This window comes from Roseibium sp. AS2 (assembly GCF_038900065.1).
Taxonomy (GTDB): domain Bacteria; phylum Pseudomonadota; class Alphaproteobacteria; order Rhizobiales; family Stappiaceae; genus Roseibium.
Genome location: NZ_JBBMQN010000005.1, coordinates 564,299 through 587,564 on the forward strand (window position 1 = coordinate 564,299; position 23,266 = coordinate 587,564).

Here is a 23,266-nt window from a genome sequence, read left to right on the forward strand (position 1 = left end):
TGCGCGTTGAAGTCCGAATGGCGCTTCCGGCCTCGGCCGGGAGCGCCATATTTCGTTGATAAAGCGGATCGGCTTCAGGAAACGGACTGGATCGCGGTCCCGGGCAGATACCACCACGCCCCGGCGATCAGGGCCAGAATCAGGACGCCGTAAAGCCAGAAGAAAAACCAGAAAGCAGTCGTCTGCCGCGCACGGTGGAGGTAAGCCGGGGGCAGCAGGACTTTTCCGGCGGCAAAATCCCTGATCAGGCAACTCGTCCAGAATGCCAGGAACAGGAACAGGATCAGACCGACTGCAGCCTGCACGTAGGCGCCCGAAAACGACAGCACGACTGCCAGGGTCACGCCAAGCGCCAGGACCAATGAGGCAAGCGCACGCGCCATGATGATGAAGGTATAGTCACCGATACCGGGTTTGCTGCTGCTCATGACGCTCTCCCGCCGGGAGGGTGTCGAGTGCCCGGCTCGCGGTATTGGCGGTCAATTGGCGGACAGATGCAAGCCGGCACGGTGCTGTCAGCGCTGGAAAACGCACCAAGTCTGCAACAAAGGCGGATAAATTCAGTCCGCTTCGCCTCAAACCGTGGCAATCTGCCGCTTGAATTCGCGAGGGGAGCGCGACATCAAGAGCCAATGAAACAAAACGTTGAGCAGGGTGGGGGCGCCGGAGCCGGACCGGTGGCGACAACGCACACGAATACGAATTCGGATTCGGATTCGGATACGGGCATCGGTCATCCGGTTGAAGGTGAGCGAAAGGCCTTGTCGCGGGGGGGCGTCTTGCTGGCGGTCGCCGATCTTCTCTGGATTCCCCAGGCCGGACTGATCGCCTTTGCCTTCGGGGTCATGGTGACATCCCTTCATGGAACGGGGCATGGCCTCCCGCCGGACAGCATCCGCTCCGCTCCGCTGGCTGGATCCCTTGCGGGATCCTTGGCGGGACTTGTGCTCCTTGCGATCGTCCGGGTGGTGCTGCAGAAGACCGGCCTGGATCTGGCCCGGAAAGCCGCGCGCAGCCTGCAGAGCCGTGCACGCGCCGAGTTGCTGGCGGCGGCGGCCGACTGCTCGCCCGCGGCGGCGTTTCCGGCTTCGGGTACCTTCGCAGCCCATGTCACCGAGCAGGTCGGCCATCTGGGTCCATATTACGGCAATTTCGTCCCGCAGACGGTGCGCTTGAAACTGGTGCCGCTCGGAATCGTTCTTGCAACGGCCTGGTTCAGTTGGCTTGCCGCCCTGATCCTGCTGATCTGCGGTCCCCTGATCCCGGTGTTCATGGCACTCATCGGCACGAAGGCCAAAGCTGCCAGCGCGGACCAGCAGGAGGAACTGACTCGCCTGAGCGGGGTTCTGCTCGACCGCATCCGGGGGCTCGAAACCCTGGAACTGTTCGGGGCGCTGCAGCGAACCCGCGAGGACATTGCCGGCGCGGGAGAGAAATTCCGGACAGGCACGATGCGTGTCCTCAAGATCGCCTTCCTGTCATCGACGGTTCTGGAACTTTTTTCCGCGCTCGGCATCGCCTTTTGCGCCGTTTTCGTCGGCTTTTCCCTTCTCGGTGAAATATCGACCGGAACCTGGGGGCAGCCGCTCGGCTATGCCACCGGCCTGTTCATCCTGTTGCTCGCGCCGGAATTCTTCTCGCCGCTCAGGGCCTATGCCGCGGCCTATCACGACCGGGCCGGGGGGCTGGCCGCCCAGGACAAACTGTCCCGGATCCTGATGCAAGGCCGGGCAGGGGCCGCGCCCGTGCCCATATCCGTACCCGCGCAAAGGAAGATCTTCAGGGCCGGGGAAGAAACCCCTGCGTTGATGCATCCGCCGGCAATCTCGTTGCGGTCCGTGAGCCTCGTTCTTGGGGCACGGACGGTCTTCGAAGATCTCACTCTGGAAATCGAACCGGGAGAAACCGTGTTTCTGACCGGGGCAAGCGGCAGCGGCAAGAGCAGCCTCCTGGACACAATTCTGGGCTTTCACCTGCCAGGCAAGGGGCAGGTCAGGATCGGCGGCCTCGCGCCCGGGCAACACGGCCCGGACTTTCTGCAATCCGTAAGCTGGCTCGGTCAGGCACCGCGGCTGTTTCACGGCAGCCTGAGAGCGAATCTTCTCAAGGGCGCGGGCGACCCCGCAGCAGTCGGCGACGCGGACATCCGGACGGCACTTGATCTGGCCGGGGCCCTGCCACTGGTCGATCGCCTGCCGCAGGGACTGGCGACACGTTTGGGTGAAGACGGCTTCGGCCTTTCGGCCGGAGAAATCCGGCGCGTGGCACTGGCTCGGGCCGCCCTGAGACACCATTCCAGACTGTTTCTTGCCGATGAACCGACGGCAGGCTTGGACGAGGACACCGCCGCAGCGGTGATCGGTGGCCTGACCGGGCTCGCGCAGGGCCGAACGACGGTCATCGCAACCCACGATCCGGCTGTTCTCGACCTGCCGGGACGGGTGATCGACCTGGGCGCGTATCCTGTCGCCCGGCAACAGGGAGCGGCGACATGAGAGCCGTCCGGGAAATTATTCGGGCCCAGTTTCGCCATGACCGCGTCGCCTTCATGCTGGCGATCCTGGTTGCACTGCTGCCCGCAGCTGCGGGCCTTCTCCTGCTGGGTGTTTCCGGCTGGTTCATAACGGCGGCCGCAATCGCCGGCCTGACCGGTGCGTTCCTGAACATCTTCGTACCGAGTGCGCTCATTCGCGGGCTGGCAATCCTGCGCACCGGGGGGCGATACGGTGAGCGAGTGCTGACCCATGACGCCACGTTCCGGTTTCTGGCAAACTTGCGCAATCAGGTCTTCACCGGGTTCACCGCCAGCCGCAAGCGTGGCGTGCGGTCCGGTCTGCTGCTCAACCGGCTGACGCTCGACATTGCCGCTCTCGACACGGTGTATCTGCGGATTGTCGTACCCGCCGCGCTCGCTGCGGTTCTTGCTCCTGCACTGCTGTGGTGGTGGGCGGGCATATCCGTGCCGGTGCTGATCACCGGCATCGCATTCTTGAGCGCATGGGCGATGCTGGCCTGGCTGTCCTTTGCGCGCGCGGACAGGAAAGCCGCCCGGCGGGCGGATGCGGCGCTGGAGGCCATGCGCCTGCGCACGGCGGACCTGGTCGCCGGCCGGCGGGATCTTGCCATCTACGGCGGCCTGGATGTGGCCGCGCAAGCTGTGCTGTCGGCCGGAGAGCGCCTTGAAGCTGCGGAAGACACGGAGGAGCGGCGTATCTTGATCCTTGGCGCAGTCTCCGGCCTGATCGGGCAGGTGTTTCTGGCAGCGGCCCTGGCGGTTGCCATCTGGGGCGCGGCATCGGGTGAGATTGGCGCCGCCCTTGCCGTTGCCCTGGTTCTGGTGGTGATGGCGCTGCCCGAAGTGGCCGCGCTCCTGCTCCCGGGCCTGTCCCGGTTGCCGCGTATCGCACTTGCCGCTGACCGCACGGTCGGATTGCTCGGGGACACTGGGGCGGTGGACACAGGCACTGCGGACACAGGCACTGCGGACACTGGCACCGCGGATACCGGTCCGCAGGATGAGCCAGGCGAATTTCAGCGAGAGGGCGAGGCGGAAGTCCTTGCGTTTCGGAATGTATCCTTTGGCTACCCAGGAGCGCGGCGTGACGTTCTGGAGAAGCTATCCTTTCACATCGACACGTCCGAAGTGGTCGCGATTTCGGGGCCAAGCGGTTGCGGAAAATCCACGGTCGCGGCGCTGTCCGCCCGGATGCTCACTCCTGAAACCGGGCGTATCCTGCTGCAAGGCAGGAACCTGGCAGACATTCCCGAAGCGACCCTGCGCGGGACGGTGACGGTTCTCGGCCAGCGTCCCTACCTGTTCAACGACACAGTGGCCGCAAACCTGCGCATCGCCAGGGCAGAGGCGAGCGACGCAGAGCTCTGGACGGCTTTGGAACAGGCGGCCCTGTCGGAGCGGATTGCCGGCAATGCGCTGGGACTGGAAACTGTGCTCGGGGAAGGGGGGATCGGTCTTTCCGGAGGCGAGCAGCGCCGCCTTGCCCTTGCCCGCGCCATGCTGACGCAGCCGGCGCTGTTCATTCTGGACGAAATGACGGAAGGCCTGGATGCGCGGACCGCCGCCGAGGTTCTCGACCGGTTCTTCGCAGCCAGAGGCACGGCTGCGGTTCTGATGATAGCGCACAAACGGCGGGAACTCTCAAGGGCAGACCGGATCGTGCGGTTTCCGGTCCGATCGGCACCGGGGGCAGGCCGGCACGAACAGGCCGTCCTGTCCGCTCCGCAGGCCTCGTGATGCGTCTGCGGGTCTCAGCAAATGCAGAGTGTGGTGTGCGAAGAGTCGCATTGACCTTGTCAGGCCCCTGCGCCACCATCCAGGCAACAGAAGACTCGGTATTTCAGCCGGTTCATCGATGGCATATGCCTGCGGTTCGACATGTGGGATCGCCGGGGCTGTCTTGACCGGACCGGAGTGAAATTCACAAGTTCCGGCTTGTTACATGCTCAGGTCCGGCCGGACCTGAAAAGGGGAAATACGATGGAACTAAGCGTCGTTGACCTGTCACGGCTCCAGTTCGCCATGACAGCGCTCTATCACTTTCTGTTCGTGCCCTTGACGATCGGGTTGTCGATCCTGCTGGCGACCATGGAAACGGTCTATGTGATGACGGGCCGCGAGGTCTGGAAGCGGATGGTCAAGTTCTGGGGAACGCTGTTCGGCATCAACTTCGTGCTGGGGGTGGCGACCGGACTGACCATGGAATTCCAGTTCGGCATGAACTGGGCCTATTTCAGCCAGTATGTCGGCGACGTCTTCGGTGCGCCCCTGGCGATCGAGGGCCTGATGGCGTTTTTCCTGGAAGCCACCTTTGTCGGCCTGTTCTTCTTCGGCTGGGACAAGCTTTCAAAGCGCCAGCATCTGGCCGCCACCTGGGCGGTTGCCATCGGAACCAATTTTTCCGCGCTCTGGATCCTGATCGCGAACGGCTGGATGCAGCACCCGGTGGGGGCGGAATTCAATCCCGACACCATGCGCATGGAAGTCACCAGCTTCTTCGACGTGCTGTTCAATCCGGTCGCCCAGGCCAAATTCGTGCACACCGTATCCGCCGGCTATGTCACCGCTGCCATGTTCATGATCGGCATCTCGGCCTGGTACATGCTGAAAGGCCGCCATCTCCAGATCGCCAAGCGGTCGATCGCGATTGCGTCCGCCTTCGGGTTTGCATCGGCCCTCTCCGTCGTCGTGCTCGGTGACGAAAGCGGCTATGAAGCCAACCTGAACCAGAAAATGAAGCTCGCGACCATCGAGGCCATGTGGGACACCGAGCCCGCACCGGCCGCGTTCAACGTTGTCGCCTGGCCGGACATGGCCAAGCGGGAAAACATGTTCGCGATCGAGGTTCCCTATGTCATGGGGCTGATCGCGACCCGGTCTCTCGACACGTCCATTCCGGGTATCAAGGACCTGGTGGAGCGCACCAAGGACCGAATCCGTCAGGGGGCGATCGCCTGGGACGCGCTTCAAAAGATCCGTCAGGACCCCGCGAATGCCGGCGAAGACGTGCGCGAGACCTTCCGGCAAAACGAGAATTCGCTCGGATATGCCTACCTGCTGCTGCCCTTCACCGACAATCCCATGGAAGCGACCACGGAACAGGTGGACGCGGCGGCCTGGACGACCGTGCCGGAAGTCTGGCCGATGTTCTATGCCTTCCGGATCATGGTGGCCTGTGGCTTCTTCTTCATTCTGCTGACCGCCGTGTTCTTTTACTATTCCTCGTCCGGAAAGCTCGACGGATTGCGTGACAACCGCCGCTGGCTGCTGCATGTCGCGGTCTGGTCGATCCCGCTTCCCTGGATCGCCTGCGAGATGGGCTGGTTCGTTGCCGAATACGGCCGCCAGCCCTGGATTATCGAGAGCATGCTGCCGACGTCGGTCGGCGTCTCCAGTCTCAGCGTCACCGAGGTGCTGATGACACTCGTGGGCTTTGTCGTGCTCTACAGCGTTCTGCTGGTGATCGAGATCGCCCTGATGATCAAGTACATCGGGATCGGTCCGGAGGACGGCGACACCGAACAGGCATCTCCTTCACCCGCCCGGCCGGTCGCCGGCGTGGCCCCGGTTCCAGCGGAGTGATTTGAAATGGTTCTCTATGAATTGATCGACTACTCGGTGCTGAAAATGATCTGGTGGCTGCTGCTCGGCGTGCTCCTGATCGCGTTCGCGGTCATGGACGGGTTCGATCTGGGCGTCGGCACGATGCTGCCCTTCATCGCCGAAACCGACATAGAACGGCGTGTCGTCATCAACACGATCGGCGCGACATGGGAAGGCAACCAGGTCTGGTTCATTCTTGGCGGGGGAGCGATCTTCGCGGCCTGGCCACCGCTTTACGCCATCAGCTTCTCGGGTTTCTATCTGGCCATGTTCGTGGTGCTCGCGGCGATGATCCTGCGGCCTGTCGCCTTCAAGTATCGCTCCAAGCGCCCCGATCCGTCCTGGCGGACAGCCTGGGACTGGGCGCTGTTCACCGGCTCCTTTGTTCCGGCGCTGGTGTTCGGCGTTGCCGTTGGCAACGTGCTTCTGGGGATACCGTTCACGCTCGACAATGACCTGCGCATGACCTACGAGGGCTCGTTCTTCGGCCTGTTCTCGCCGTTTCCGCTCCTGTGCGGCGTGCTCTCCGTCACCATGCTGGTCATGCATGGCTCCGTCTGGCTGGTGATGCGCGCGTCTGGCGATATCGCCAGACGCGCACGCCGGACCGGAACCCTGGCCGCCGTTCTGGGGATCGCGTTGTTCGCGCTCGGTGGCTATCTGATCGCATCGGGTTATGTCGAAGGCTTCCGCATCACATCCGTGGTGGACCCGGACATGCAGGCCAATCCGCTTGCCAAGCAGGCGGTCATCGAGGGCGGTGCCTGGCTTGCAAACTATGCGGCCCACCCGATCCTTTGGCTGGCTCCCGGACTCGGCTTTTTCGGCATGCTCGGCACGCTGGCCCTGCTCCAGACCCGTCTCGAGATGCTGATTTTTCCATTTTCGAAACTGGCGGTGCTCGGGATCATCTCGACCGTCGGCGTGTCGATGTTCCCGTTCATTCTGCCGTCTTCGGTTCAGCCCGAGGCCAGCCTGACCGTCTGGGACGCGTCCTCCACCCATCGAACCTTGTTCAACATGCTGGTGGCGACAGCGATCTTTCTACCGATCATTCTCGTCTACACCGCCTGGGTCTACAAGGTCCTTTGGGGCAAGGTGGACGAGGAAACCATCGAACGCGACAATCACACAGCTTACTGAGGACACCGAAACATGTGGTACTTTGCCTGGATCCTCGGAATGCCGCTGGCCTGTTGCGTGGCGATCCTGAACGCCATGTGGCTGGAATTGCGCTCCGAGGACGAGCGCCGCCGGCTGGAAGAGCAGCAATAGCCGCTGGTGGGTGCGTCCCGTACCCGGATCCGTCCCACCAGGAATTCGGCAACAAAAAACCCCGGCTGGTAAGCCGGGGCCGTTTGTCTCGTGAGGCAGTGTGCCCTCAGGCCGCCTGGACCTTGGCGGCACGCAGCTTCTCGAGGATGTTCTGCGGCGACGACACCCCGTAAGGGTCGCTTTCGCAATTGTCGGAAAAGCCTTCTTCTTCGAACCACTGCTCGACAAGGCCGTCATTGACGACCGCGCCGTAGCGCCAGGAACGCATGCCGAAGCCGAGATTGTCCTTGGCGACAAGCATGCCCATCTTGCGGGTGAATTCTCCGGAGCCGTCCGGAATGACGCTGACGTTTTCAATGCCCTGAGCCTTGGCCCAGGCATTCATGACAAAGGCGTCGTTGACGGAGACGCAGTAGATCGCGTCAACACCTTCTGCCCTGAAATCTTCGAAGAGCTTCTCGAAATCCGGCAGTTGGAACGTGGAGCAGGTCGGGGTAAAGGCCCCCGGGAGGGAGAACAGAACGATCTTCTTGCCCTTGAAATAGTCGTCGCTGGTCTTGTCTTCCCAGCGGTACGGGTTCGGGCCCTCGATGGCCTCGTCACGGACGCGCGTGCGGAAGGTAACGGAAGGAACTTTTTTGCCGAGCATCTCTCACTCCAGAATTGGTTGTAGTCGGGATATTCAGGACCCTGGATCGTGCCTGCGCCGCGGGAGGAAATGCGGGGGGAAGCTCCGGGACCCTGAAGCGGAAGAGGACTCTCGCGTAGCGCATTTGTTGCGATGCCGCAATTCATTTTGCTCTGCAATATCCGGCAAGGCCGGACGCGGGCGGAAGAATGTGGTGCCAAGGCCGGGGGCTTGGCGGATCAACGGCCTGTGCAGCGCAATTCACCGTTCGTCGGCTTTTCCCTCAAATCATTGTATACATGAATAATTCCGCCATCTAATGTGGCGGCAGCGCGCGCCTTGCCACCGGGTGGCGGGGAGCGCAATCTATCGGGTGCCTCAGGATTTCAAGGGTCGATGCGAACAGTATTCCGGGCAGTGAAACGGCTCTGCATGATCTTGGCCGCCATCGTGTTTTTCGGGCAGCTCGCCATGGTTCTCATGCGCTATCTGCTCGGCTTCGGCTTCCTGGAAATGCAGGACGCGGTGAATTATGCCTTCGCGGCCCTGGCCGCCTTGTCGGTCACGATTGCCTTTGACGAGGACAGGCACGTGCGGGTGGATGTATTCCGCCAGAATTGGTCGGAGCGCACCAATGGCATCATTGATGTTCTGGGAAGTCTTCTGCTCGCCTTGCCGGTGTTCGCGCTGATGGCCTGGACGGCCTTCCCGCTGGTGCGCGGGTCCTGGGCGATCCTGGAAGGATCCCCTGAAACGGGCGGGCTTCCCGGTCTGTTCCTGGTCAAGACCTGCCTGCTTGTGCTGCCGGTTCTGGTGGTTCTTCTTGTCCTGCGACAGTTGATCGGCGCTTTTCGGCGGACGGCGCCATGAGCGCGGACATTCTCTGGCTGGTCTTCATGGCGATGGCCGTGTTCGCCTGTATTCTCAGCGGGGTCCCGGTTCTGCTTGCGATTGCAGGCGCCCCGGCACTGGTTGCGCTGCTGGCGGCGGCCTGTGGTGATTTCGATCTTCTGTTCTTTCAGGCCGTGCCGCAGCGCGTCTTCGGCATCATGTCCAATCCGCTGCTGCTGGCGGTGCCGCTGTTTATCCTCATGGGTCTCCTGATCGAGAAATCCGGCCAGGCGGAAAAGATGCTCAAAAGCATGAGCGCGGCGCTTGGAGGCAACCAGGCGGGGCTGGCGCTCTCGGTTGTCCTCGTCAGCGCGCTCATAGCGGCCTCGACCGGCATCATCGGTGCCACGATCGTCATGCTGGGCACGATCACGCTGCCCGCGCTGCTGGCAGCCGGCGTGAACAAGCACCTGAGCAGCGGCCTGATCTGCGCCAGCGGCACGCTCGGTCAGATCATTCCACCCTCGATCGTGCTGATCCTGTTGGGGGACCAGATTTCCAATGCCTATTTCGAGGCGCAACAGGAGGCCGGCAACTTCGCGCCCGATCCGGTCACCGTCGGGGATCTGTTCGCCGGCGCGCTCCTGCCCGGGCTGTTGCTGGTCGTCCTTTACGGCGCCTACGTTCTGTTGAGGCTGCGGGGGGCCGCAACGCCTGGGCAGCAGGCCGTTGCGCGGCGGCAGGTTCCAGCGCTCGAGCTGATCGGAAACATCGCACCGACGCTCGGTCTCATCGTCGCGGTGCTCGGCAGCATTCTTGTCGGCATCGCCACGCCGACCGAAGCCGCCAGTGTCGGGGTCGCGGGCGCGATCCTGATTGCCGCCGCGGGCCTGGGAGGGCGCGCCGCCCGCCTGGCCATTGCCTGTGCCGGTCTCGCGGTGGTGCTGTTGCTGCTGCGCCGGGCAGGGGGCTTCGGCCTGGAGTTCAGCGGTGGCCACATCGACTTCTCGGCGGCGACGGTCCTGTCTCTGGTCCTGACCGGCTCGGCTTTCGCGTTGTTGCTGGCGGCAAGCGGGGCGGTCCTGCGCGGTGGCATGTTGTTGCCTGCGCTGCGGGAGACCGTGACGATCACCGGCATGATTTTCGGCATCGTGATTGCGGCCAGCATTCTCTCGCTGGTGTTTCGCGGGTTCAACGGCGACGAACTCGTGGCCGATTTGCTGCAGTCCCTTCCGGGCGGCGCCTGGGGCATGCTGGTGCTGACCATGCTGGTGATCTTCCTGCTCGGGTTCATTCTGGAATTCGTCGAAATCATCTTCATTGTCGTGCCGATTGTCGGACCCATCATCCTGCAATCCGACATCAGTCCGGTCTGGTTCGCCGTGCTGATCGCGATGAACCTGCAAACATCCTTCTTGACGCCGCCCTTCGGGTTTGCGCTGTTTTATTTCCGGTCCGTGGCACCGGCGGAAATACGCACGACCGACATCTATGTGGCGGTGATACCGTTTGTTGCCATTCAACTTCTGGCGCTTGGTCTGGTCGCCGCCTTTCCGGCACTTGCGACGCTGTTGCCCGAGGTTCTGTTTTAACTGTTGAGGAGTGGAGGAGAACACCATGAAAAGACGCGAATTCCTTAAGGCCGGGGCGATTGCGGCACCGGCCGGCCTGCTGGCGGCTCCGGCCGTCGCCCAGGGCAAGATCGAGTGGAAGCTGCCGACGTCTTTCCCTGCGAAAGCGCCGGGTGTCGGCACCAATGTCACCACTTTCGCGGACCGGGTCGCGGCCATGTCCGACGGGCAACTGACCTTCAAGGTCTTTTCCGGCGGTGAACTGGTGCCGCCCTTCGGTGTCGAGGATGCCGTCGAACAGGGCACCGCGGAAATCGGTCATTCGACACCCTATTACTCGGCGTCGAAAAACTCCGCGCTGCATTTCTTTTCCGCCGTTCCCTTCGGCATGACGGCAGTGGAGACCACCGCGTGGCTGCGTTATGGCGGCGGCCAGGAACTCTGGGACGGCATTTACGCCGAACGCGGTTTGAAACCGTTTTATTCGGGCAGCTCAGGCGTGCAGGCGGCCGGCTGGTTCAAGAAGCCGGTGGAAAGCCTGAACGACCTGGCCGGTCTCAACATGCGCATCGCCGGTCTCGGCGGCGAGGCCATGCGCAAGGTCGGCGTCAACGCCGTACTGCTGCCGCCTCCGGAAATCTTCCCGGCGTTCCAGTCCGGTGCCATCGATGCAGCCGAATGGGTCGGACCGATGCTGGACCAGGCCTTCGGCCTGCAGAAGGTCGCCAAATACTGTTATGTGCCGGCCTTCCACGAGCCGTCCGCCGCCCTGGAGATCGTCGTCAACCAGGAAGCCTATGACAGCCTGCCGCCCAATCTGCAGGCGATCATCGCCAACGCGGCCGAGGCTGCCTCGAGCGAGACCACGGCGCAGTTCGACTATTACAACGCGGTTGCCATGCGCAAGCTGAAGGAAGACGGCGTTACCTTCGCGGCGTTTCCGGACGATGTCATCAAGGCATTGAAAACAGCGGTCGCCGAGGTGATGGCCGAGAATGCGTCCGCCAACCCGGCGTTCGCCGAAGTCCAGAAAAGCTACGATACGTTTCTGGAACTGGCCAAGGACTACGCCTCTCTGGTGAAGGCCGCGACCTTCACCCAGAGGCTCTAGAAGAACCGACTGGCCGTCGTTTTTCGTTCGGTCGCGTTTATCAGCGGCCTCTCCCTGGCGCGTTGTCAGGGAGAGGCTGCCGCGAAGACACCGGTCCAGGCGCCGGATCATCCGGCAACGACGTGCCGGAACGCTCCCCTCAAAATCATCCGAATTTTCCGAACCGCGAAGCGTGCTGGAGCGCATTGGTCATATAAACAACCTATGATAGATTTATGGAATAATCACAATCAAAAGACTTTTCTCGACACCATTTTTGGAGGAAGACCATGAAGGGCCTTTTCGCAACAATTGTGCTGATGCTGGGCATCGGGTACGCCCCGTTTGCCGCGGTCGCCACGGAAGATCTGCCACCGCCTCGATCCGACGGCTGGACCGTGCCGACGCAGTTTCTCGCCTGCCGCGGCAATGCCTACGCGCTTTGTTATTACTCCGGACCGGAAATCGCGACGCCGAGCCGGCGTTACTCCAATCCTCCGGTCATGCCGTGCGAGATGGACGCCGACGGGGCCGAGGCCGCCGCGTGCACCTGTTATGCGGTGACCGACCTTCCCGCCATTCCCGACGAGAGCCCTCTGGGACCGGCGCTTCAGTTCAATTATGTGCTGATGACCAGCATTCTGCAGAAAGACGTCAACCGGGCAACGATCGAGGAATGCGGACCGCTGGGAGACAAATGCCTCAACCTGGTAAACCTGGGCACGTGCGCCGGATCGGAGTTTCAGGGGGAGGGCTGTCAGCAGGCAGACGTCTGTTCAATGCTCGGCGACGCCAGGACCGGCGCGCGGCAGACCCTTTATGAGAACCTGACGGATGTGACGCTGATCTCGACATTCAGCTTCGAAAACGCTTCCCAGCACGCCTTCGGGTCGACCTCCTGCGATGGCGGGAAATACGCGGGCTGCATGACGGCGCCGTGCAAGCAGGACGAAAATGGCCTCACGACATGCCAATGTCCAGTTTTCGACGGCCCTTACCAGGTCGGCCAGCGGTCGGAACGGCTCAAGGAACTCGGCCTGGGTTGCGATATCTCGCCCAATGTCTGGTCCGCGGCCAACCGCATCGCCTTGCCGTAGGGACAGGGCAGGCGGCCGGACCTTTCAACGCTGGCGTGGTTGCCGGCGGAAAGGTCAGGGTTCCGCCTGCCGCTCGCGGTAGACGATGTAGATGCCGCTCGCGATGATGACCGCTGCGCCGATATAGGTGGCCAGATCCGGAATTTCTGCCCACAGAAGATAGCCCAGCAGGGTCGCCCACAGAAGCGCGGTGTAGTCGAACGGGGCCACCACGACGGCCGGCGCCAGCCGGAACGCCTGGGTCATCAGGGTGATGCCGGTTGTGCCGAACAGGGCGATACCCAGAAAAAGCCAGATGTCCCCGGGCCGGAGCTGCACCCAGAAAAACGGCATGGCCAGCGCGCTCAGGAGAGCGCCCGCCCCAACCAGATAGACCATCAGTGTCCACACGCTCTCGCGCGGATCGACCCAGCGGGCGCTGAGCATCAGCAGCGCGTAGACAAATGCGGTTGCCACCGGCAGAAGCGAGGCGGTCTGGAAGGTTCCCGAGCCGGGGCGCACGACGATCAGAACGCCGGCAAACCCGACAAGAACGGCCGACCAGCGCCGCCAGCCGACCGGTTCGTGCAACACCAGTGCCGAAATCGCCGTCACGAAAACAGGCATGGCGAAAATGAGCGCCGTCGCCTCTGCCAGTCCGAGATAGAGGAAACTGGTGAAGAACATCGTCGCCGCCAGCAGCCAGAGCAGGCCGCGCAGCAGATGGGCGGCGGGCCGGACGGAGCGCAATGCCGCGGGGCCTCCCATCGTGAGGGCAACCAGGACGGCGACGGGCAGGGCGATGACGTTGCGTAGAAAGAGGATCTGCACGGGCGGGTAGCCCTCCGTCAGCGCCTTGCCGATGGCATCGTTGATACACAGGCAAGCCACACCCGCGGTCATCATCACGATGCCGATAGTGACCTGGTTGCGATTGACGGATGCGGCAGATTGCATGACTTGGCCTCCCCCGGAACCGGCAGATAAACATCGCCGGTTCGGGGTGGCAAGCCGGGTTTCGACCACAAATGGAGGGTGCGCGACCTGTTGGTCTGCTCCCACTAGATGCCTTCGATTTGAGTGAGAGTTTTCCGCGAGGATTTTCCTGGCTGGGAAGGAGCGGAATTGATGAAGGCATCGAAGTTTTCGGAGGCGCAGGAGGCGTTCATTGTGAAGCGTGGCGAAGAAGGTGTTCCTGTTGCGGAGATCTGCCGTGAGCCCGGGATCATTCAGGCAACGGACGTCAACTGGCGCAAGAAGTACGCGGGGCTGATGCCGTCGGAGATGAAACGGCTCCGGGAGCAGCAGAATACCCGGCTCAATGAGATCGTCGCGGACCTGTCTGTGGACAAGGAAATGCTCCAGGTATCGTCAAACGGAAGCCCTGAGGCCTGTCGACGCGTTTCCCGTGCAATACGAGATCAAATAAGGTAAAAGCCCGTGCAACTTGAGCTAATTCCGCGCACGTCACTCTCCGCCTGAACTCATTGAAATGTATCATAAAGCTCTGAAAAATAACGCGAAAATATTCGCCATCGCGCCCATGATGGAGTGGACCGACCGGCATTGCCGGGCGTTTCACCGGGCGTTGACGCGGCACGGTCTGCTTTATACGGAGATGGTGACCACCGGGGCGGTGATCCACGGCGACCGGCAGCATCTGCTCGGCTTTTCCGATATCGAGCACCCGATTGCCTGCCAGCTCGGCGGTTCGGATCCGAAGGACATGGCCGAGGCTGCGCGGATCGTTCAGGACTTCGGCTATGACGAGGTCAACATCAACGTTGGCTGTCCCTCGGACCGGGTCCAATCCGGCCGGTTTGGCGCTTGCCTGATGACGGAGCCGGACCTGGTGGCGGCCTGCGTCGCGGCAATGAAGGCGGCGGTGGACATTCCCGTCACCGTCAAGTGCCGGATCGGCGTCGATGACCAGGACCCGGAGGAAGCGCTCGACCGCATGGCGGATGCTGTCTTCGGGGCCGGTTCCGACGCACTCTGGGTGCATGCGCGCAAGGCCTGGCTGCAGGGGCTGAGCCCGAAGCAGAACCGGGACATTCCGCCACTCGATCATGACCGCGTCGTCAGACTGAAACAGCGCCTGCCGGAAAAATTCATCGGCCTGAATGGCGGGTTGCAGACCCTCGACCAGGCGGAGCCTTTAGCGGATACGCTCGACGGGGTGATGTTCGGACGCGCCGCCTACCACACGCCGCAGATCCTGGGCGAAGTCGACCGCCGGCTCTATGGCACGGGCGAGCCCGATGTGTCGCCCTGGGAGGCTGTCAGGGCGCATCTGGCCTATCTTGATGGTCAACTGTCCAGCGGCGTCAGGCTGGGGCACATGACACGGCACATGCTGGGCCTGTTTCACGGCCGTCCCGGCGCGCGCTCGTGGCGGCGCATCCTGACTGTGGACGCGATCAAACCGGGGGCAGGCCTGGAAGTGGTCGAACGGGCGCTTGCAGCCGTCAGCCCCGCCAACGCGGAGCTTGCTGCCGCGGAATAGGCCGCACGCTCCGGGGACGCGCTGCTGTCACGGCGACAGGACCAGCCTGTCACCCTCGATCCGCCAGCCTTGCAGCCGGTCCAGCGCGCTCATGCCGAACAGGCTTGCCTCCAGCGAACCCTGGCGCGCGACGAAACCCCGGATATTGCGCAATGTGTGATCGCCGATCGTGATCGCCTCGATCTGCACTGGTGCGACCATCGTCCGGCCGTTGGCGGTCGACACGGGCACGGTGAAGGACAGATCCTGTTCCCGGAAGCCGGCGCGGCGGGCATCTTCAAAGGTCAGCACCACAGCGCTGGCGCCCGTGTCGAGCAGGAACTGCGTTCTGGTGCCGTTGGTGCGTCCGTCCAGAACGAAATGCCCACCGGCATCCCGGACGATCAGGATGGTGCCGTCCGGCTGGCTCACTGCAAGACCGGGCGACAGAGCCCCCAGGACCCTGTAACCGACCTGGACCAGGTCTGTTCGGTAGGTGTAGCCGGTGACCAGCAACAGGCAAAGCCCGCCCCAGAACAACGTTCCCTGGATGATTTCCCGGACCCTTGGCTGGCCGAAGATGAAACTTCCCAGGAAGACGAAGGCAAGAGCGGATAGCGCGACGAAGCGCGGGCCGGTGTCGTCGAAATTGACATTCGTGGGATCGGTGGGATCACCGAAAAACGCATAGTACGCAGCGATCGCCATGACAGCGATCAGCACTACCACCACAAATCCGCGAAAGCGTTTCGGGCCGCTCATCGGCGCCCGCCTGCAGCGTCGCCCGGCAGGTGCCGGTCGGCAAGGTCCGCCATGATGTCGGCGCGCTGCCGGTCACTGTAACTTGCCCAGGACGCGATCTCGCTGGCTGTGCGCAGACAGCCCGCGCACAGGCCGCTTTGCCGGTCGATGAGGCAGGTTTTGTTGCAAGGTGACTTCATCAGGCGCATATGGCGGCAGATTGTGGCTTTGCCAAGACTGAAACGGGCGGAATTGTGCGAGACATGGGACCTGTCACAGACCTCCGGCAGCATAGGTGAAGGGGGCCGTGATCACGCGGATGGGCAGGGTGACGGCGGCCTCGGCGGTCTGTCCGACGAAACTGCCGAGATCACCTCCGAGACTGGCGCCCCGGTTCTGGTCGGTATTCGAGGCCACGGCCGACTGGCTGAAGGTCGTGAGGAATTCCGGTCGGAACTGCGCCAGTTGCGCGAACTTGGTATGATGGGCCCCGTCAAGCGACTCCAGTTCGGTGACATCGACCACCACGGCGCCCAGTTCGGCGAGTTCCTGATCGTCGGAATACGCGCCGACGCGTTCCTTGCCGCCGGCAATCCTGCGCGACAGCCGCAGGGCCCTGTCATCCTTGGAGACGATCACGGTGTAGGGTTTTGCCGGTTTGCCGATCTTCTTCAGTTGCGCCTTGAACAGGTCGACATCGATGTCGGGCGCGGCCAGCACGATGTTGTTGATCTCGCGGCTCAGCAAGTGGCGGTTTTCGGGCCGGATCTGGACAGCCGTTTCCATCAGCAGCCAGTTGCCCATCGAGTGGGCCAAAACGGTGATGGTGTCCGCCTTTGAGCGGGCAAGCTCGACGAGCGTTTCCTCAAGCGCACTGCGTGCGATCGCCGCACTGTTCAGGTCATAGACGTAGTCCTGCAACTTGCCGCGCGAGGCCCATGTGAACAGCACCGGCACGCCCTCGAATTTGGAATCGTGAACGATCTGGGTGAAGCGGTAGAGGCTTTCCGGAAAGCGCGTGTTGTAGCCGTGGATGAACACCAGGATTTCGCGTTTTCCCGGTGGCATGGCCGCCAGACGTTCGTTGATCTCCTGCCGGAAAGCAGTCTTGTCGGCAATGTAGCCGGCATCCCGGGCAACAAACTCCTTGTCCGGGTTTCCGGGCAGGCTTGCGGGCCATTCGATCTCTCCGGCGACGTGTGACGGCGGTACCGAGATCGAGGCTTCCGCATAACTGACTGCGGTCGCGCGTTCACCGCTGAAATAGCTGCCCGGGCGGCTGTCCCGCTCTCGGGTTGTCGCGATCAGGATATCGCTGACCCGCGCGTCGGGCGCCGGATCCGTGTTCAGGGCAAGCGCACCGGCTCCGGGCCGTCCGCTGCAGGCCGTTACCAGCGCCAGTGTCACGACAAGGGCTGTGGCGGTGAGCGCTTGTGTGACCGGGCGTCTGCGCTGATGGGTCCGGTTCAATTTGAGCATGAATGCGATATGTCCTGAAGGCATTGTGCCGCTGGTCACGGCAACATAAGCACGCCGGTGAGAAAACCAAGTCCGCTGAGTTGTTGAATTGCGCCCAAAACATCCCCCGTGACACCGCCGACCCTGGTCAGGGCAAGCCGTCCGGTCATGTGCGCGATCCCGGCCGCGAGCAGCAGGCCGAGCGACAGGGCGGGCAGAGGCAGGAGCAGAGCGGCCGGCAAGAGCAGGATCAGGGTCACTAAGATTGCCTGGCGCGCGGTTTCAGGCAGGGGTTTGCCGAACCGGGCGGCGAGGCCATCAGGGCGGGCCGGGGGAAGGACCTGCCATTGCCAGACCAGCACGGCACGGCTCAGCGCCTCGCTGCCCAGCAGGATGAGGGCTGCGTCTGCCGGACCGAGCCGTTGCCAGAGCGCGGCAAGCAGCGCGACGCGCATGACTGTCGTCACAATCAGCGCAAGAGCGCCATAGGCGCCAATGCGGCTGTCCTTCATGATCGTGAGCCGCTTCTCGCGGCTTGCTGCGCCGAAAAAACCGTCGGCGACATCGCCCAGGCCGTCCTCGTGAAGCGCTCCTGTTGTGAGCGCGAGCAGGCCGATCGTGATGGCGGCCACGGCAAGCTCGGGAAGGTGGGAAAATCCGAGCAGCATCCCGAGCGCCGCTGCCGGCAGCGCGATGGCGGTGCCAGCCAGCGGTGCGGCGCGCGCGATCCGGGCAAAATCCGGCAGGGCTGCTGGATCATCCGACGCATTGACCGCCGGAAGCGGCAGGCGGGAAAAGAATCGGATACAGGCGGCCGTGTCGGCGGCGAAGCCTGTAAGCACTCCTGTGAGCGCCTTGGCAAAGACCACCGCCTGATCCCGGGTTTTGTCGGACCGTGTTTTCTGTCCTGAATCAGGTGTTTGGTCGGATTCGGAGGTCATCAGGCCGGTCCCGCGCTTGAGTTTTTCAAGGACGGGTTATAGATCACCTCCCTAGCGAGACCAAGTGCCGGCGCGTTGCCGCCGCTCAAACCGGAACCAGAACCCAATGTCCCTCTCCGAGACCGCGCTTCCCTTTCAGGATATCCGCAACCTGGTGCATTCCATGCCCGGACCGGACGAGGAAGCCCTCGCCAGGGTCAGGGCGCGGGATGCCGAATTGACCAAACCGGCCGGATCGCTCGGTCGGCTGGAGGAAATCGCCGAATGGCTCGCTGCCTGGTCCGGCAAGGCGCCGCCAAAAATCACCCGTCCGCTCGTCGGGATCTTTGCAACCGCCCATGGCATCGCCGATGAGGGCGTATCGGCGTTTCCCAGCTCGGTCAACCGCCAGATGGTCGAGAACTTCGCCGCCGGCGGTGCGGCGATCAACCAGTTGTGCCGGGCTTATGACATTGGCCTGAAAGTGTTCGATCTGGCGGTGGACATGCCGACCCCGAGCATCACCCGCGAAGATGCCATGGACGAAGCCAACTGCGCGGCCACCATGGCCTATGGCATGGAGGCGCTCGCGGGCGGTATCGACCTGATCTGCCTTGGTGAAATGGGCATCGGCAACACCACGGTCGCGGCGGCGGTCCTCAACGGGCTGTTCGGCGGCGAGGCCGGCGACTGGGTCGGGCGCGGCACAGGTGTCGATGACGAGGGTCTTGCCCGCAAGCGCGACGCGGTCGCGGCAGCTGTCGCGCGTCTGGGTGGTGAGAAAGACCCGCTGGAAATCCTGCGCCGCATCGGTGGCCGTGAAATTGCCGCCATGGCCGGGTTGATCATAGCGGCGCGTCTGCAGCGCGTACCGGTCATTGTCGACGGCTTTGTGACAACGGCGGCGGCAGCCGTGGTGTATGCCATGGATCCTGCCGGCCTCGATCATTGCCTGTTCGCCCATGTTTCCGCGGAACAGGCGCACTCCAGGGTGCTGGACCACATGGGCAAGCAGGCCCTGTTCGATTTTGGCATGCGTCTGGGGGAAGGATCGGGCGCCGTGCTGGCGGCCGGGATCGCCAAGGCGGCCGCCGAAATGCATTCCGGCATGGCGACCTTTGCCGACGCGGGTGTCGCGGAAAAAGGCGCCTGAGTCCCGGTCAGTGGACCTGACTGGTTCCGTCTCCCGATGAAGAGGGATGTTCAGGTCGGGTCCAGGGCGCCGCTCACCTGAATGCGCCCGGCGCTCTGTGGGTCAGGCGGAGCGGGCCTTGTCGGCCGGAGGCCCGTCGTCGCGGTTTTCCGGTTCGGCCCAGTCCACGTCCAGCGAATAGTTCATGATCCGGGCCCGCGGCAGGGTCACCGTCACTTCGGTGCCTTCGCCCGGTTTCGATTTCAGGGCGAACCTGCCGTCATGCATGCTCACCAGGGCCTGCACGATGGACAGGCCGAGACCGGTTCCCGGTTCTGCGCTCTTGATCGCGTGGGATCCCTGGCCGAAGGCCTCGAGCACGGTCGGAATTTCATCTTCCGGAATGCCCGGGCCGCTGTCCCTGATGGAGACATGCTGACCGCCGTCCGGTGTCGTCCCGACCATGATCCGCACGTCGCCGCCGACAGGTGTGAATTTGACCGCGTTGGACAGAAGGTTCAGCACCACCTGCCGTATGGCGCGCTCGTCCGCCCACACCCGGGGCAGGCCCGGCTCGTGGGTGTGGTGAAGCGCGACCGACTTGGCCTTGGCACGCACATTCATCATGCTGGCGCATTCCTCGACGATGTCGTCGAGATAGAGCGATTCCTCATGCAGTTCGTGGCGCCCGGCTTCGATCCTCGAGAGGTCGAGGATCTCGTTGATGAGGTTCAGCAAGTGCTGCCCGGAGCCGTGAATATCGCCGGCATAGGACCGGTAGGTCTTGTTGTGCATCTGGCCGAGCACTTCATCCTTCATGATTTCCGAGAAACCGAGGATGGCATTGAGCGGCGTGCGCAGTTCATGGCTCATGGTCGCCAGAAACCGTGACTTGGCAAGGTTGGCCGCTTCCGCGCGCCGCCGCGCCTCGTCCGACGAGGCGTTCGCCGTCTCCAGCTCCGCGATCAAATGGTCCTTGTCCGCCCGGTATTCCAGCATGGTGTTGGCATTCTTGAGCAACTGGTTGCCCAGAATGAAGAAGAACCCCTGGGCGCCGATGGCCATCGCGGCGAGCGTATAATGGATCGGGTCGACCTGTTTCAGGAAACTGACGGTCACCACAAGGGTCATCGGCAGGGTGCTGGCCAGAAGGCATTTCGGCAGCGTCGCCGATTGCATCGTGTTCATGGCGACCACGATCAGCAGGGTCGCGAAGTGAAAGATCACCAGACCGTCGCTGGCTTCACCGACTTTCGGCATCAGGAAGAACAATGCCCAGCTGCAGCCATAGATGAAATCGCCGAGTGCGAAACGCCGCCGCCAGTAGATGCGGGCCTTCTGGTCGGAGGGCGCTTTCTCGAAGGCATGGCTGGTGTAGACCATGAGAAAATGGGTGCACAGGGTTAGGGTGAACCAGACACCGATGAAGACCGGATCGAGCCACAGGACGGAGATCGCCGCGACGATCAGGGCCAGCAGCGGAACGGCATAGGCAGCATTGATGCGGGTGTCCGCGAACAGGTGCTGGCGATCGAGATCGAAAGTTGTGTGCCGGTTGTCCTGCGCCCCGAGGCGGCTGTGAACAGACCGCGCGGACCGTGCCATTGCCCGCCGGCGAATGGCTCGCTGTTCGTTGATGGCGTCTTTGTCGGCGCCTGAATCTGACGCAAGGTTGCCCATGTGCCACCCGGATGTTTTGATTTTGTTATTGTGATACTGCGTGTTTTTTCAATCTGACTCACCATTCCTTAAGATCGTCCTCAGGATCGTGGTAAGGGAACGGTTAACCGCCTGTACCAAGGTGCAACTACTTGCCGGAAACGATGAAGCCAGCGGACCTTGAAGCTCTTGTCAGCGACGTGCGCGCCTGCCGCATCTGCGTCGATGCGCCCGAGAAAACGCCGTTGCCGCACGCGCCCCGGCCGGTCCTGCAGGTATCGCGGACGGCCCGGCTGTGCGTTTGCGGTCAGGCCCCTGGAACACGCGTGCACCGGAGCGGCCGTCCGTTCACAGATCCCTCCGGCGACAGGCTGCGTGCCTGGATGGGGATCGGCGAGGACGTTTTCTACGACGCGGAAAAACTTGCGATCGTGCCGATGGGGTTCTGTTTCCCGGGGCTCGACGACAAGGGCGGCGACCTGCCGCCGCGGCGCGAATGCCGCAAGGCCTGGCATGACAGGCTGTTCGCGGCAATGCCCCGGATCGAGCTGATCCTCGTCATCGGACAATATGCGCAGGCCTATCATCTGGGTGGGGAACGGCAGAAGACAATGACGGAGACGGTGGCGAACTGGCGCGCTCATTTCGACGTTGGACGCGCCGGCAGGCCTGCGGTGCTGCCGCTCCCGCATCCATCCTGGCGCAACAATGCATGGTTGAAAAAGAACCCCTGGTTCGAGACCGACCTGCTGCCAGTGCTCCGGCGCGAAGTGGCGCGCCTGACGTGATCCCTCGGCACACTGCTGGATGTTCGAAAATAATTCTCAAATTGGCTTGAATTGACAATTCGGTTGAAATTCAGGTACGGATTTTCATCTTCAGGTAAAATGATTTCCCAAGAGCGCGAATTGCCTCAGGTGGGGAAATCGCCGCCGAAACCGGATTTGTGAGCAATGATCGACCGTATCGACCGCCGTATCCTTTCCATCCTGCAGGAAGACTGCACCGTCCCGGTGGCCGAGGTCGGCCGTCGGGTCGGTCTGTCGACCACGCCGTGCTGGCGCCGTATTCAGAAAATGGAAGAAGACGGCGTGATCACCGGACGGGTCGCCCTGCTGGACCCGGGGAAAGTCAATGCCAAGGTCACGGCCTTCGTCGCCATCACCACCAACCAGCATTCGGAAGACTGGCTGAAGAAATTCGCAGACGTCATTCGCGAGTTCCCGGAGGTGGTCGAGTTCTACCGCATGGCAGGCCAGGTCGACTATCTTTTGCGGGTTGCCGTGCCGGATATCGAGGCCTATGACGAATTTTACAAGAAACTGATCTCCAAGATAGACATCTCGGATGTCTCGACGACTTTCGCCATGGAGCAGATCAAGAACACGACGGCCCTGCCGCTCGCCTATGTCGCGGCGGAGAAGCCCAAGTCCAAGTAACGGCCGGGGAGACCGCCAGATGCCGGACAGGTCGTTCCGGGCACGTTCCGACGGGTCATCGATCCAGGGGACCGGGCAGCGGTGACCTCATGTCTCCGGGTGAAGGGGATGGCGTGCAAGGAAGCGGGCGCGTTCGGCATTCGAAACCGGCTGGCCGGAAAAGATCTCCGCGTAAGTGGGCATGCGCCTCAGGCGCGGTTCCAGCGGTTCGCTCGGTCCGTCCTTGATCATTGATATATACCCGATCTGGGTCTGATAGATCGTGTTGGCCCGGATGTTCGCGTGGGCCGGTTCGAACCCGAAGCGGCTGAACATCGCTTCGAGGGACGCGACCCTGATCGTGTCGGCTTCCTCCAGCATCTTCGCCAGGTCCGGATCCGTGTGCGCCCAGTTGCGCATCGCAAATTCTAGGCGCGTGTCGAACAGGTCGGGCAGCAGCCAGAGATCGAAGACATTCAGGATCGCCTCGGTGATCGTTTCCGCGTAATCCTCGGTCCGCCTGATCAGGTTTCCCGTATTCTTCGATTGCCACAGTCTTATCAGACCATTCAGCAGATCCTCGCGATCCGAAAAATGCCCGTAAAAACTGGTGCGGGACAGTCCGAGGCGTTCGGCCAGGGGCATCACCTTGACCGCGTCGATCCCGCTGTCAAGCAGCACCTGATAGGCCGCTTCGATCCAGATCTCGCGGGACCCGCGCCAGCCGGATGTCTTTTCGATCAGGGCAGTGTTCATGAGGCTCCGATACCAGAGCCGACAAACACCGGCAATCAAAATAGACACCTATGTCGACAAAAACGACATGAATGTCGTTTTTGTGTCTTTTCAACCGCATCGAACTGT

At 62.6% G+C, this 23,266-nt stretch carries 22 protein-coding genes and 1 pseudogene; 14 read left to right on the forward strand and 9 right to left on the reverse strand.

The window, feature by feature from the left end; genetic code table 11:
* Positions 1-74: 74 nt before the first annotated feature.
* Entirely contained in the window at positions 75-428 is a 354-nt protein-coding gene (locus tag WNZ15_RS17655) for a hypothetical protein (protein ID WP_342894309.1), read from the reverse strand.
* A 204-nt stretch (positions 429-632) separates the two neighbouring features.
* Here WNZ15_RS17655 and cydD point away from each other — a divergent pair, with 204 nt between their 5' ends.
* The 5 genes from cydD to cydX all read left to right on the forward strand — a co-directional run bounded on the left by cydD (position 633) and on the right by cydX (position 7,393).
* Positions 633-2,495, forward strand: a complete 1,863-nt coding sequence (gene cydD, locus WNZ15_RS17660; RefSeq protein WP_342894310.1) for a thiol reductant ABC exporter subunit CydD — start codon at positions 633-635, stop codon at positions 2,493-2,495.
* Positions 2,492-4,252 (forward strand): thiol reductant ABC exporter subunit CydC, encoded by a 1,761-nt coding sequence (gene cydC, locus WNZ15_RS17665; protein ID WP_342894311.1) that lies wholly within the window; start codon positions 2,492-2,494, stop codon positions 4,250-4,252. The genes cydD and cydC overlap by 4 nt, the downstream gene beginning before the upstream one ends.
* Positions 4,253-4,495: 243 nt before the next feature.
* Positions 4,496-6,097: a cytochrome ubiquinol oxidase subunit I gene (locus WNZ15_RS17670; protein WP_342894312.1), complete on the forward strand. Its 1,602-nt coding sequence runs from the start codon at positions 4,496-4,498 to the stop codon at positions 6,095-6,097.
* Positions 6,098-6,103: 6 nt separating this feature from the next.
* Complete coding sequence (gene cydB / locus WNZ15_RS17675; protein ID WP_342894313.1) at positions 6,104-7,261, forward strand: cytochrome d ubiquinol oxidase subunit II; 1,158 nt, start codon at positions 6,104-6,106, stop codon at positions 7,259-7,261.
* Positions 7,262-7,273: 12 nt separating this feature from the next.
* Positions 7,274-7,393 carry a cytochrome bd-I oxidase subunit CydX gene (gene cydX / locus WNZ15_RS17680; protein ID WP_342894314.1) on the forward strand — a complete coding sequence of 40 codons (120 nt, stop codon included), beginning with the start codon at positions 7,274-7,276 and terminating at the stop codon, positions 7,391-7,393.
* A gap of 106 nt (positions 7,394-7,499) precedes the next feature.
* On the opposite strand, the gene WNZ15_RS17685 is transcribed toward cydX, so the two are convergent.
* On the reverse strand, positions 7,500-8,042 hold the full coding sequence (locus tag WNZ15_RS17685) for a peroxiredoxin (protein ID WP_342894315.1): 543 nt from the start codon (positions 8,040-8,042) through the stop codon (positions 7,500-7,502).
* A gap of 411 nt (positions 8,043-8,453) precedes the next feature.
* Here WNZ15_RS17685 and WNZ15_RS17690 point away from each other — a divergent pair, with 411 nt between their 5' ends.
* From WNZ15_RS17690 to WNZ15_RS17705, 4 genes are all read left to right on the forward strand, one after another.
* The gene (locus WNZ15_RS17690; RefSeq protein WP_342894316.1) at positions 8,454-8,891 is read left to right on the forward strand and encodes a TRAP transporter small permease subunit; all 438 of its coding nucleotides are present in this window, start codon (positions 8,454-8,456) and stop codon (positions 8,889-8,891) included.
* Positions 8,888-10,444, forward strand: a complete 1,557-nt coding sequence (locus WNZ15_RS17695; protein ID WP_342894317.1) for a TRAP transporter large permease subunit — start codon at positions 8,888-8,890, stop codon at positions 10,442-10,444. Before WNZ15_RS17690 ends, WNZ15_RS17695 begins: the two co-directional genes overlap by 4 nt.
* Before the next feature lie 25 nt (positions 10,445-10,469).
* A complete protein-coding gene (locus WNZ15_RS17700; RefSeq protein ID WP_342894318.1) occupies positions 10,470-11,534 on the forward strand; it encodes a TRAP transporter substrate-binding protein in 1,065 nt (354 codons plus the stop codon).
* Between the two features lie 269 nt (positions 11,535-11,803).
* Positions 11,804-12,610: a hypothetical protein gene (locus tag WNZ15_RS17705; protein WP_342894319.1), complete on the forward strand. Its 807-nt coding sequence runs from the start codon at positions 11,804-11,806 to the stop codon at positions 12,608-12,610.
* A gap of 54 nt (positions 12,611-12,664) precedes the next feature.
* Here the strand turns inward: WNZ15_RS17705 and WNZ15_RS17710 are convergent, their stop codons facing one another.
* Complete coding sequence (locus tag WNZ15_RS17710; RefSeq protein WP_342894320.1) at positions 12,665-13,546, reverse strand: DMT family transporter; 882 nt, start codon at positions 13,544-13,546, stop codon at positions 12,665-12,667.
* Positions 13,547-13,717: 171 nt separating this feature from the next.
* Between WNZ15_RS17710 and WNZ15_RS17715 the strand changes: the two are divergent.
* Positions 13,718-13,954 (forward strand): annotated as a pseudogene (locus WNZ15_RS17715) (transposase); the annotation flags it as partial.
* A 127-nt stretch (positions 13,955-14,081) separates the two neighbouring features.
* The gene (gene dusA / locus WNZ15_RS17720; RefSeq protein WP_342894321.1) at positions 14,082-15,095 is read left to right on the forward strand and encodes a tRNA dihydrouridine(20/20a) synthase DusA; all 1,014 of its coding nucleotides are present in this window, start codon (positions 14,082-14,084) and stop codon (positions 15,093-15,095) included.
* A 27-nt stretch (positions 15,096-15,122) separates the two neighbouring features.
* Here dusA and WNZ15_RS17725 read toward each other — a convergent pair whose 3' ends face one another.
* From WNZ15_RS17725 to cobS, 4 genes are all read right to left on the reverse strand, one after another.
* Positions 15,123-15,836 (reverse strand): TIGR02281 family clan AA aspartic protease, encoded by a 714-nt coding sequence (locus tag WNZ15_RS17725; RefSeq protein ID WP_342894322.1) that lies wholly within the window; start codon positions 15,834-15,836, stop codon positions 15,123-15,125.
* Entirely contained in the window at positions 15,833-16,015 is a 183-nt protein-coding gene (locus tag WNZ15_RS17730) for a DUF1289 domain-containing protein (protein ID WP_342894323.1), read from the reverse strand. Before WNZ15_RS17730 ends, WNZ15_RS17725 begins: the two co-directional genes overlap by 4 nt.
* 73 nt (positions 16,016-16,088) lie before the next feature.
* Positions 16,089-17,294, reverse strand: a complete 1,206-nt coding sequence (locus WNZ15_RS17735; protein WP_342894324.1) for an alpha/beta hydrolase — start codon at positions 17,292-17,294, stop codon at positions 16,089-16,091.
* Between the two features lie 35 nt (positions 17,295-17,329).
* Entirely contained in the window at positions 17,330-18,214 is an 885-nt protein-coding gene (gene cobS / locus WNZ15_RS17740) for an adenosylcobinamide-GDP ribazoletransferase (RefSeq protein ID WP_342894325.1), read from the reverse strand.
* A 106-nt stretch (positions 18,215-18,320) separates the two neighbouring features.
* Here cobS and cobT point away from each other — a divergent pair, with 106 nt between their 5' ends.
* Entirely contained in the window at positions 18,321-19,346 is a 1,026-nt protein-coding gene (cobT, locus tag WNZ15_RS17745; protein ID WP_342894326.1) for a nicotinate-nucleotide--dimethylbenzimidazole phosphoribosyltransferase, read from the forward strand.
* 102 nt (positions 19,347-19,448) lie between these two features.
* On the opposite strand, the gene WNZ15_RS17750 is transcribed toward cobT, so the two are convergent.
* The gene (locus WNZ15_RS17750; protein WP_342894327.1) at positions 19,449-21,005 is read right to left on the reverse strand and encodes a HAMP domain-containing sensor histidine kinase; all 1,557 of its coding nucleotides are present in this window, start codon (positions 21,003-21,005) and stop codon (positions 19,449-19,451) included.
* A 143-nt stretch (positions 21,006-21,148) separates the two neighbouring features.
* Here WNZ15_RS17750 and WNZ15_RS17755 point away from each other — a divergent pair, with 143 nt between their 5' ends.
* Together WNZ15_RS17755 and WNZ15_RS17760 are read left to right on the forward strand one after the other, a co-directional pair.
* Positions 21,149-21,772, forward strand: coding sequence for a uracil-DNA glycosylase family protein (locus WNZ15_RS17755; RefSeq protein ID WP_342894328.1), 624 nt, complete (start codon positions 21,149-21,151; stop codon positions 21,770-21,772).
* Between the two features lie 168 nt (positions 21,773-21,940).
* Entirely contained in the window at positions 21,941-22,423 is a 483-nt protein-coding gene (locus WNZ15_RS17760; protein ID WP_342894380.1) for an Lrp/AsnC family transcriptional regulator, read from the forward strand.
* 87 nt (positions 22,424-22,510) lie between these two features.
* On the opposite strand, the gene WNZ15_RS17765 is transcribed toward WNZ15_RS17760, so the two are convergent.
* Positions 22,511-23,158, reverse strand: coding sequence for a TetR/AcrR family transcriptional regulator (locus WNZ15_RS17765; RefSeq protein ID WP_342894329.1), 648 nt, complete (start codon positions 23,156-23,158; stop codon positions 22,511-22,513).
* Between the last annotated feature and the right edge of the window lie 108 nt (positions 23,159-23,266).

Coding starts and splice junctions, on each gene's coding strand:
- WNZ15_RS17685 (WP_342894315.1), bottom strand. CDS start 8,042: ATGCTCGGCAAAAAAGTTCCTTCCGTTACCTTCCGCACGCGCGTCCGT.
- WNZ15_RS17755 (WP_342894328.1), top strand. CDS start 21,149: ATGAAGCCAGCGGACCTTGAAGCTCTTGTCAGCGACGTGCGCGCCTGC.
- WNZ15_RS17695 (WP_342894317.1), top strand. CDS start 8,888: ATGAGCGCGGACATTCTCTGGCTGGTCTTCATGGCGATGGCCGTGTTC.
- WNZ15_RS17670 (WP_342894312.1), top strand. CDS start 4,496: ATGGAACTAAGCGTCGTTGACCTGTCACGGCTCCAGTTCGCCATGACA.
- WNZ15_RS17710 (WP_342894320.1), bottom strand. CDS start 13,546: ATGCAATCTGCCGCATCCGTCAATCGCAACCAGGTCACTATCGGCATC.
- cobT (WP_342894326.1), top strand. CDS start 18,321: ATGTCCCTCTCCGAGACCGCGCTTCCCTTTCAGGATATCCGCAACCTG.
- WNZ15_RS17730 (WP_342894323.1), bottom strand. CDS start 16,015: ATGAAGTCACCTTGCAACAAAACCTGCCTCATCGACCGGCAAAGCGGC.
- WNZ15_RS17765 (WP_342894329.1), bottom strand. CDS start 23,158: ATGAACACTGCCCTGATCGAAAAGACATCCGGCTGGCGCGGGTCCCGC.
- WNZ15_RS17655 (WP_342894309.1), bottom strand. CDS start 428: ATGAGCAGCAGCAAACCCGGTATCGGTGACTATACCTTCATCATCATG.
- cobS (WP_342894325.1), bottom strand. CDS start 18,214: ATGACCTCCGAATCCGACCAAACACCTGATTCAGGACAGAAAACACGG.
- WNZ15_RS17725 (WP_342894322.1), bottom strand. CDS start 15,836: ATGAGCGGCCCGAAACGCTTTCGCGGATTTGTGGTGGTAGTGCTGATC.
- cydC (WP_342894311.1), top strand. CDS start 2,492: ATGAGAGCCGTCCGGGAAATTATTCGGGCCCAGTTTCGCCATGACCGC.
- cydB (WP_342894313.1), top strand. CDS start 6,104: ATGGTTCTCTATGAATTGATCGACTACTCGGTGCTGAAAATGATCTGG.
- dusA (WP_342894321.1), top strand. CDS start 14,082: ATGTATCATAAAGCTCTGAAAAATAACGCGAAAATATTCGCCATCGCG.
- WNZ15_RS17750 (WP_342894327.1), bottom strand. CDS start 21,005: ATGGGCAACCTTGCGTCAGATTCAGGCGCCGACAAAGACGCCATCAAC.
- WNZ15_RS17705 (WP_342894319.1), top strand. CDS start 11,804: ATGAAGGGCCTTTTCGCAACAATTGTGCTGATGCTGGGCATCGGGTAC.
- WNZ15_RS17735 (WP_342894324.1), bottom strand. CDS start 17,294: ATGCTCAAATTGAACCGGACCCATCAGCGCAGACGCCCGGTCACACAA.
- WNZ15_RS17700 (WP_342894318.1), top strand. CDS start 10,470: ATGAAAAGACGCGAATTCCTTAAGGCCGGGGCGATTGCGGCACCGGCC.
- cydX (WP_342894314.1), top strand. CDS start 7,274: ATGTGGTACTTTGCCTGGATCCTCGGAATGCCGCTGGCCTGTTGCGTG.
- WNZ15_RS17690 (WP_342894316.1), top strand. CDS start 8,454: ATGATCTTGGCCGCCATCGTGTTTTTCGGGCAGCTCGCCATGGTTCTC.
- cydD (WP_342894310.1), top strand. CDS start 633: ATGAAACAAAACGTTGAGCAGGGTGGGGGCGCCGGAGCCGGACCGGTG.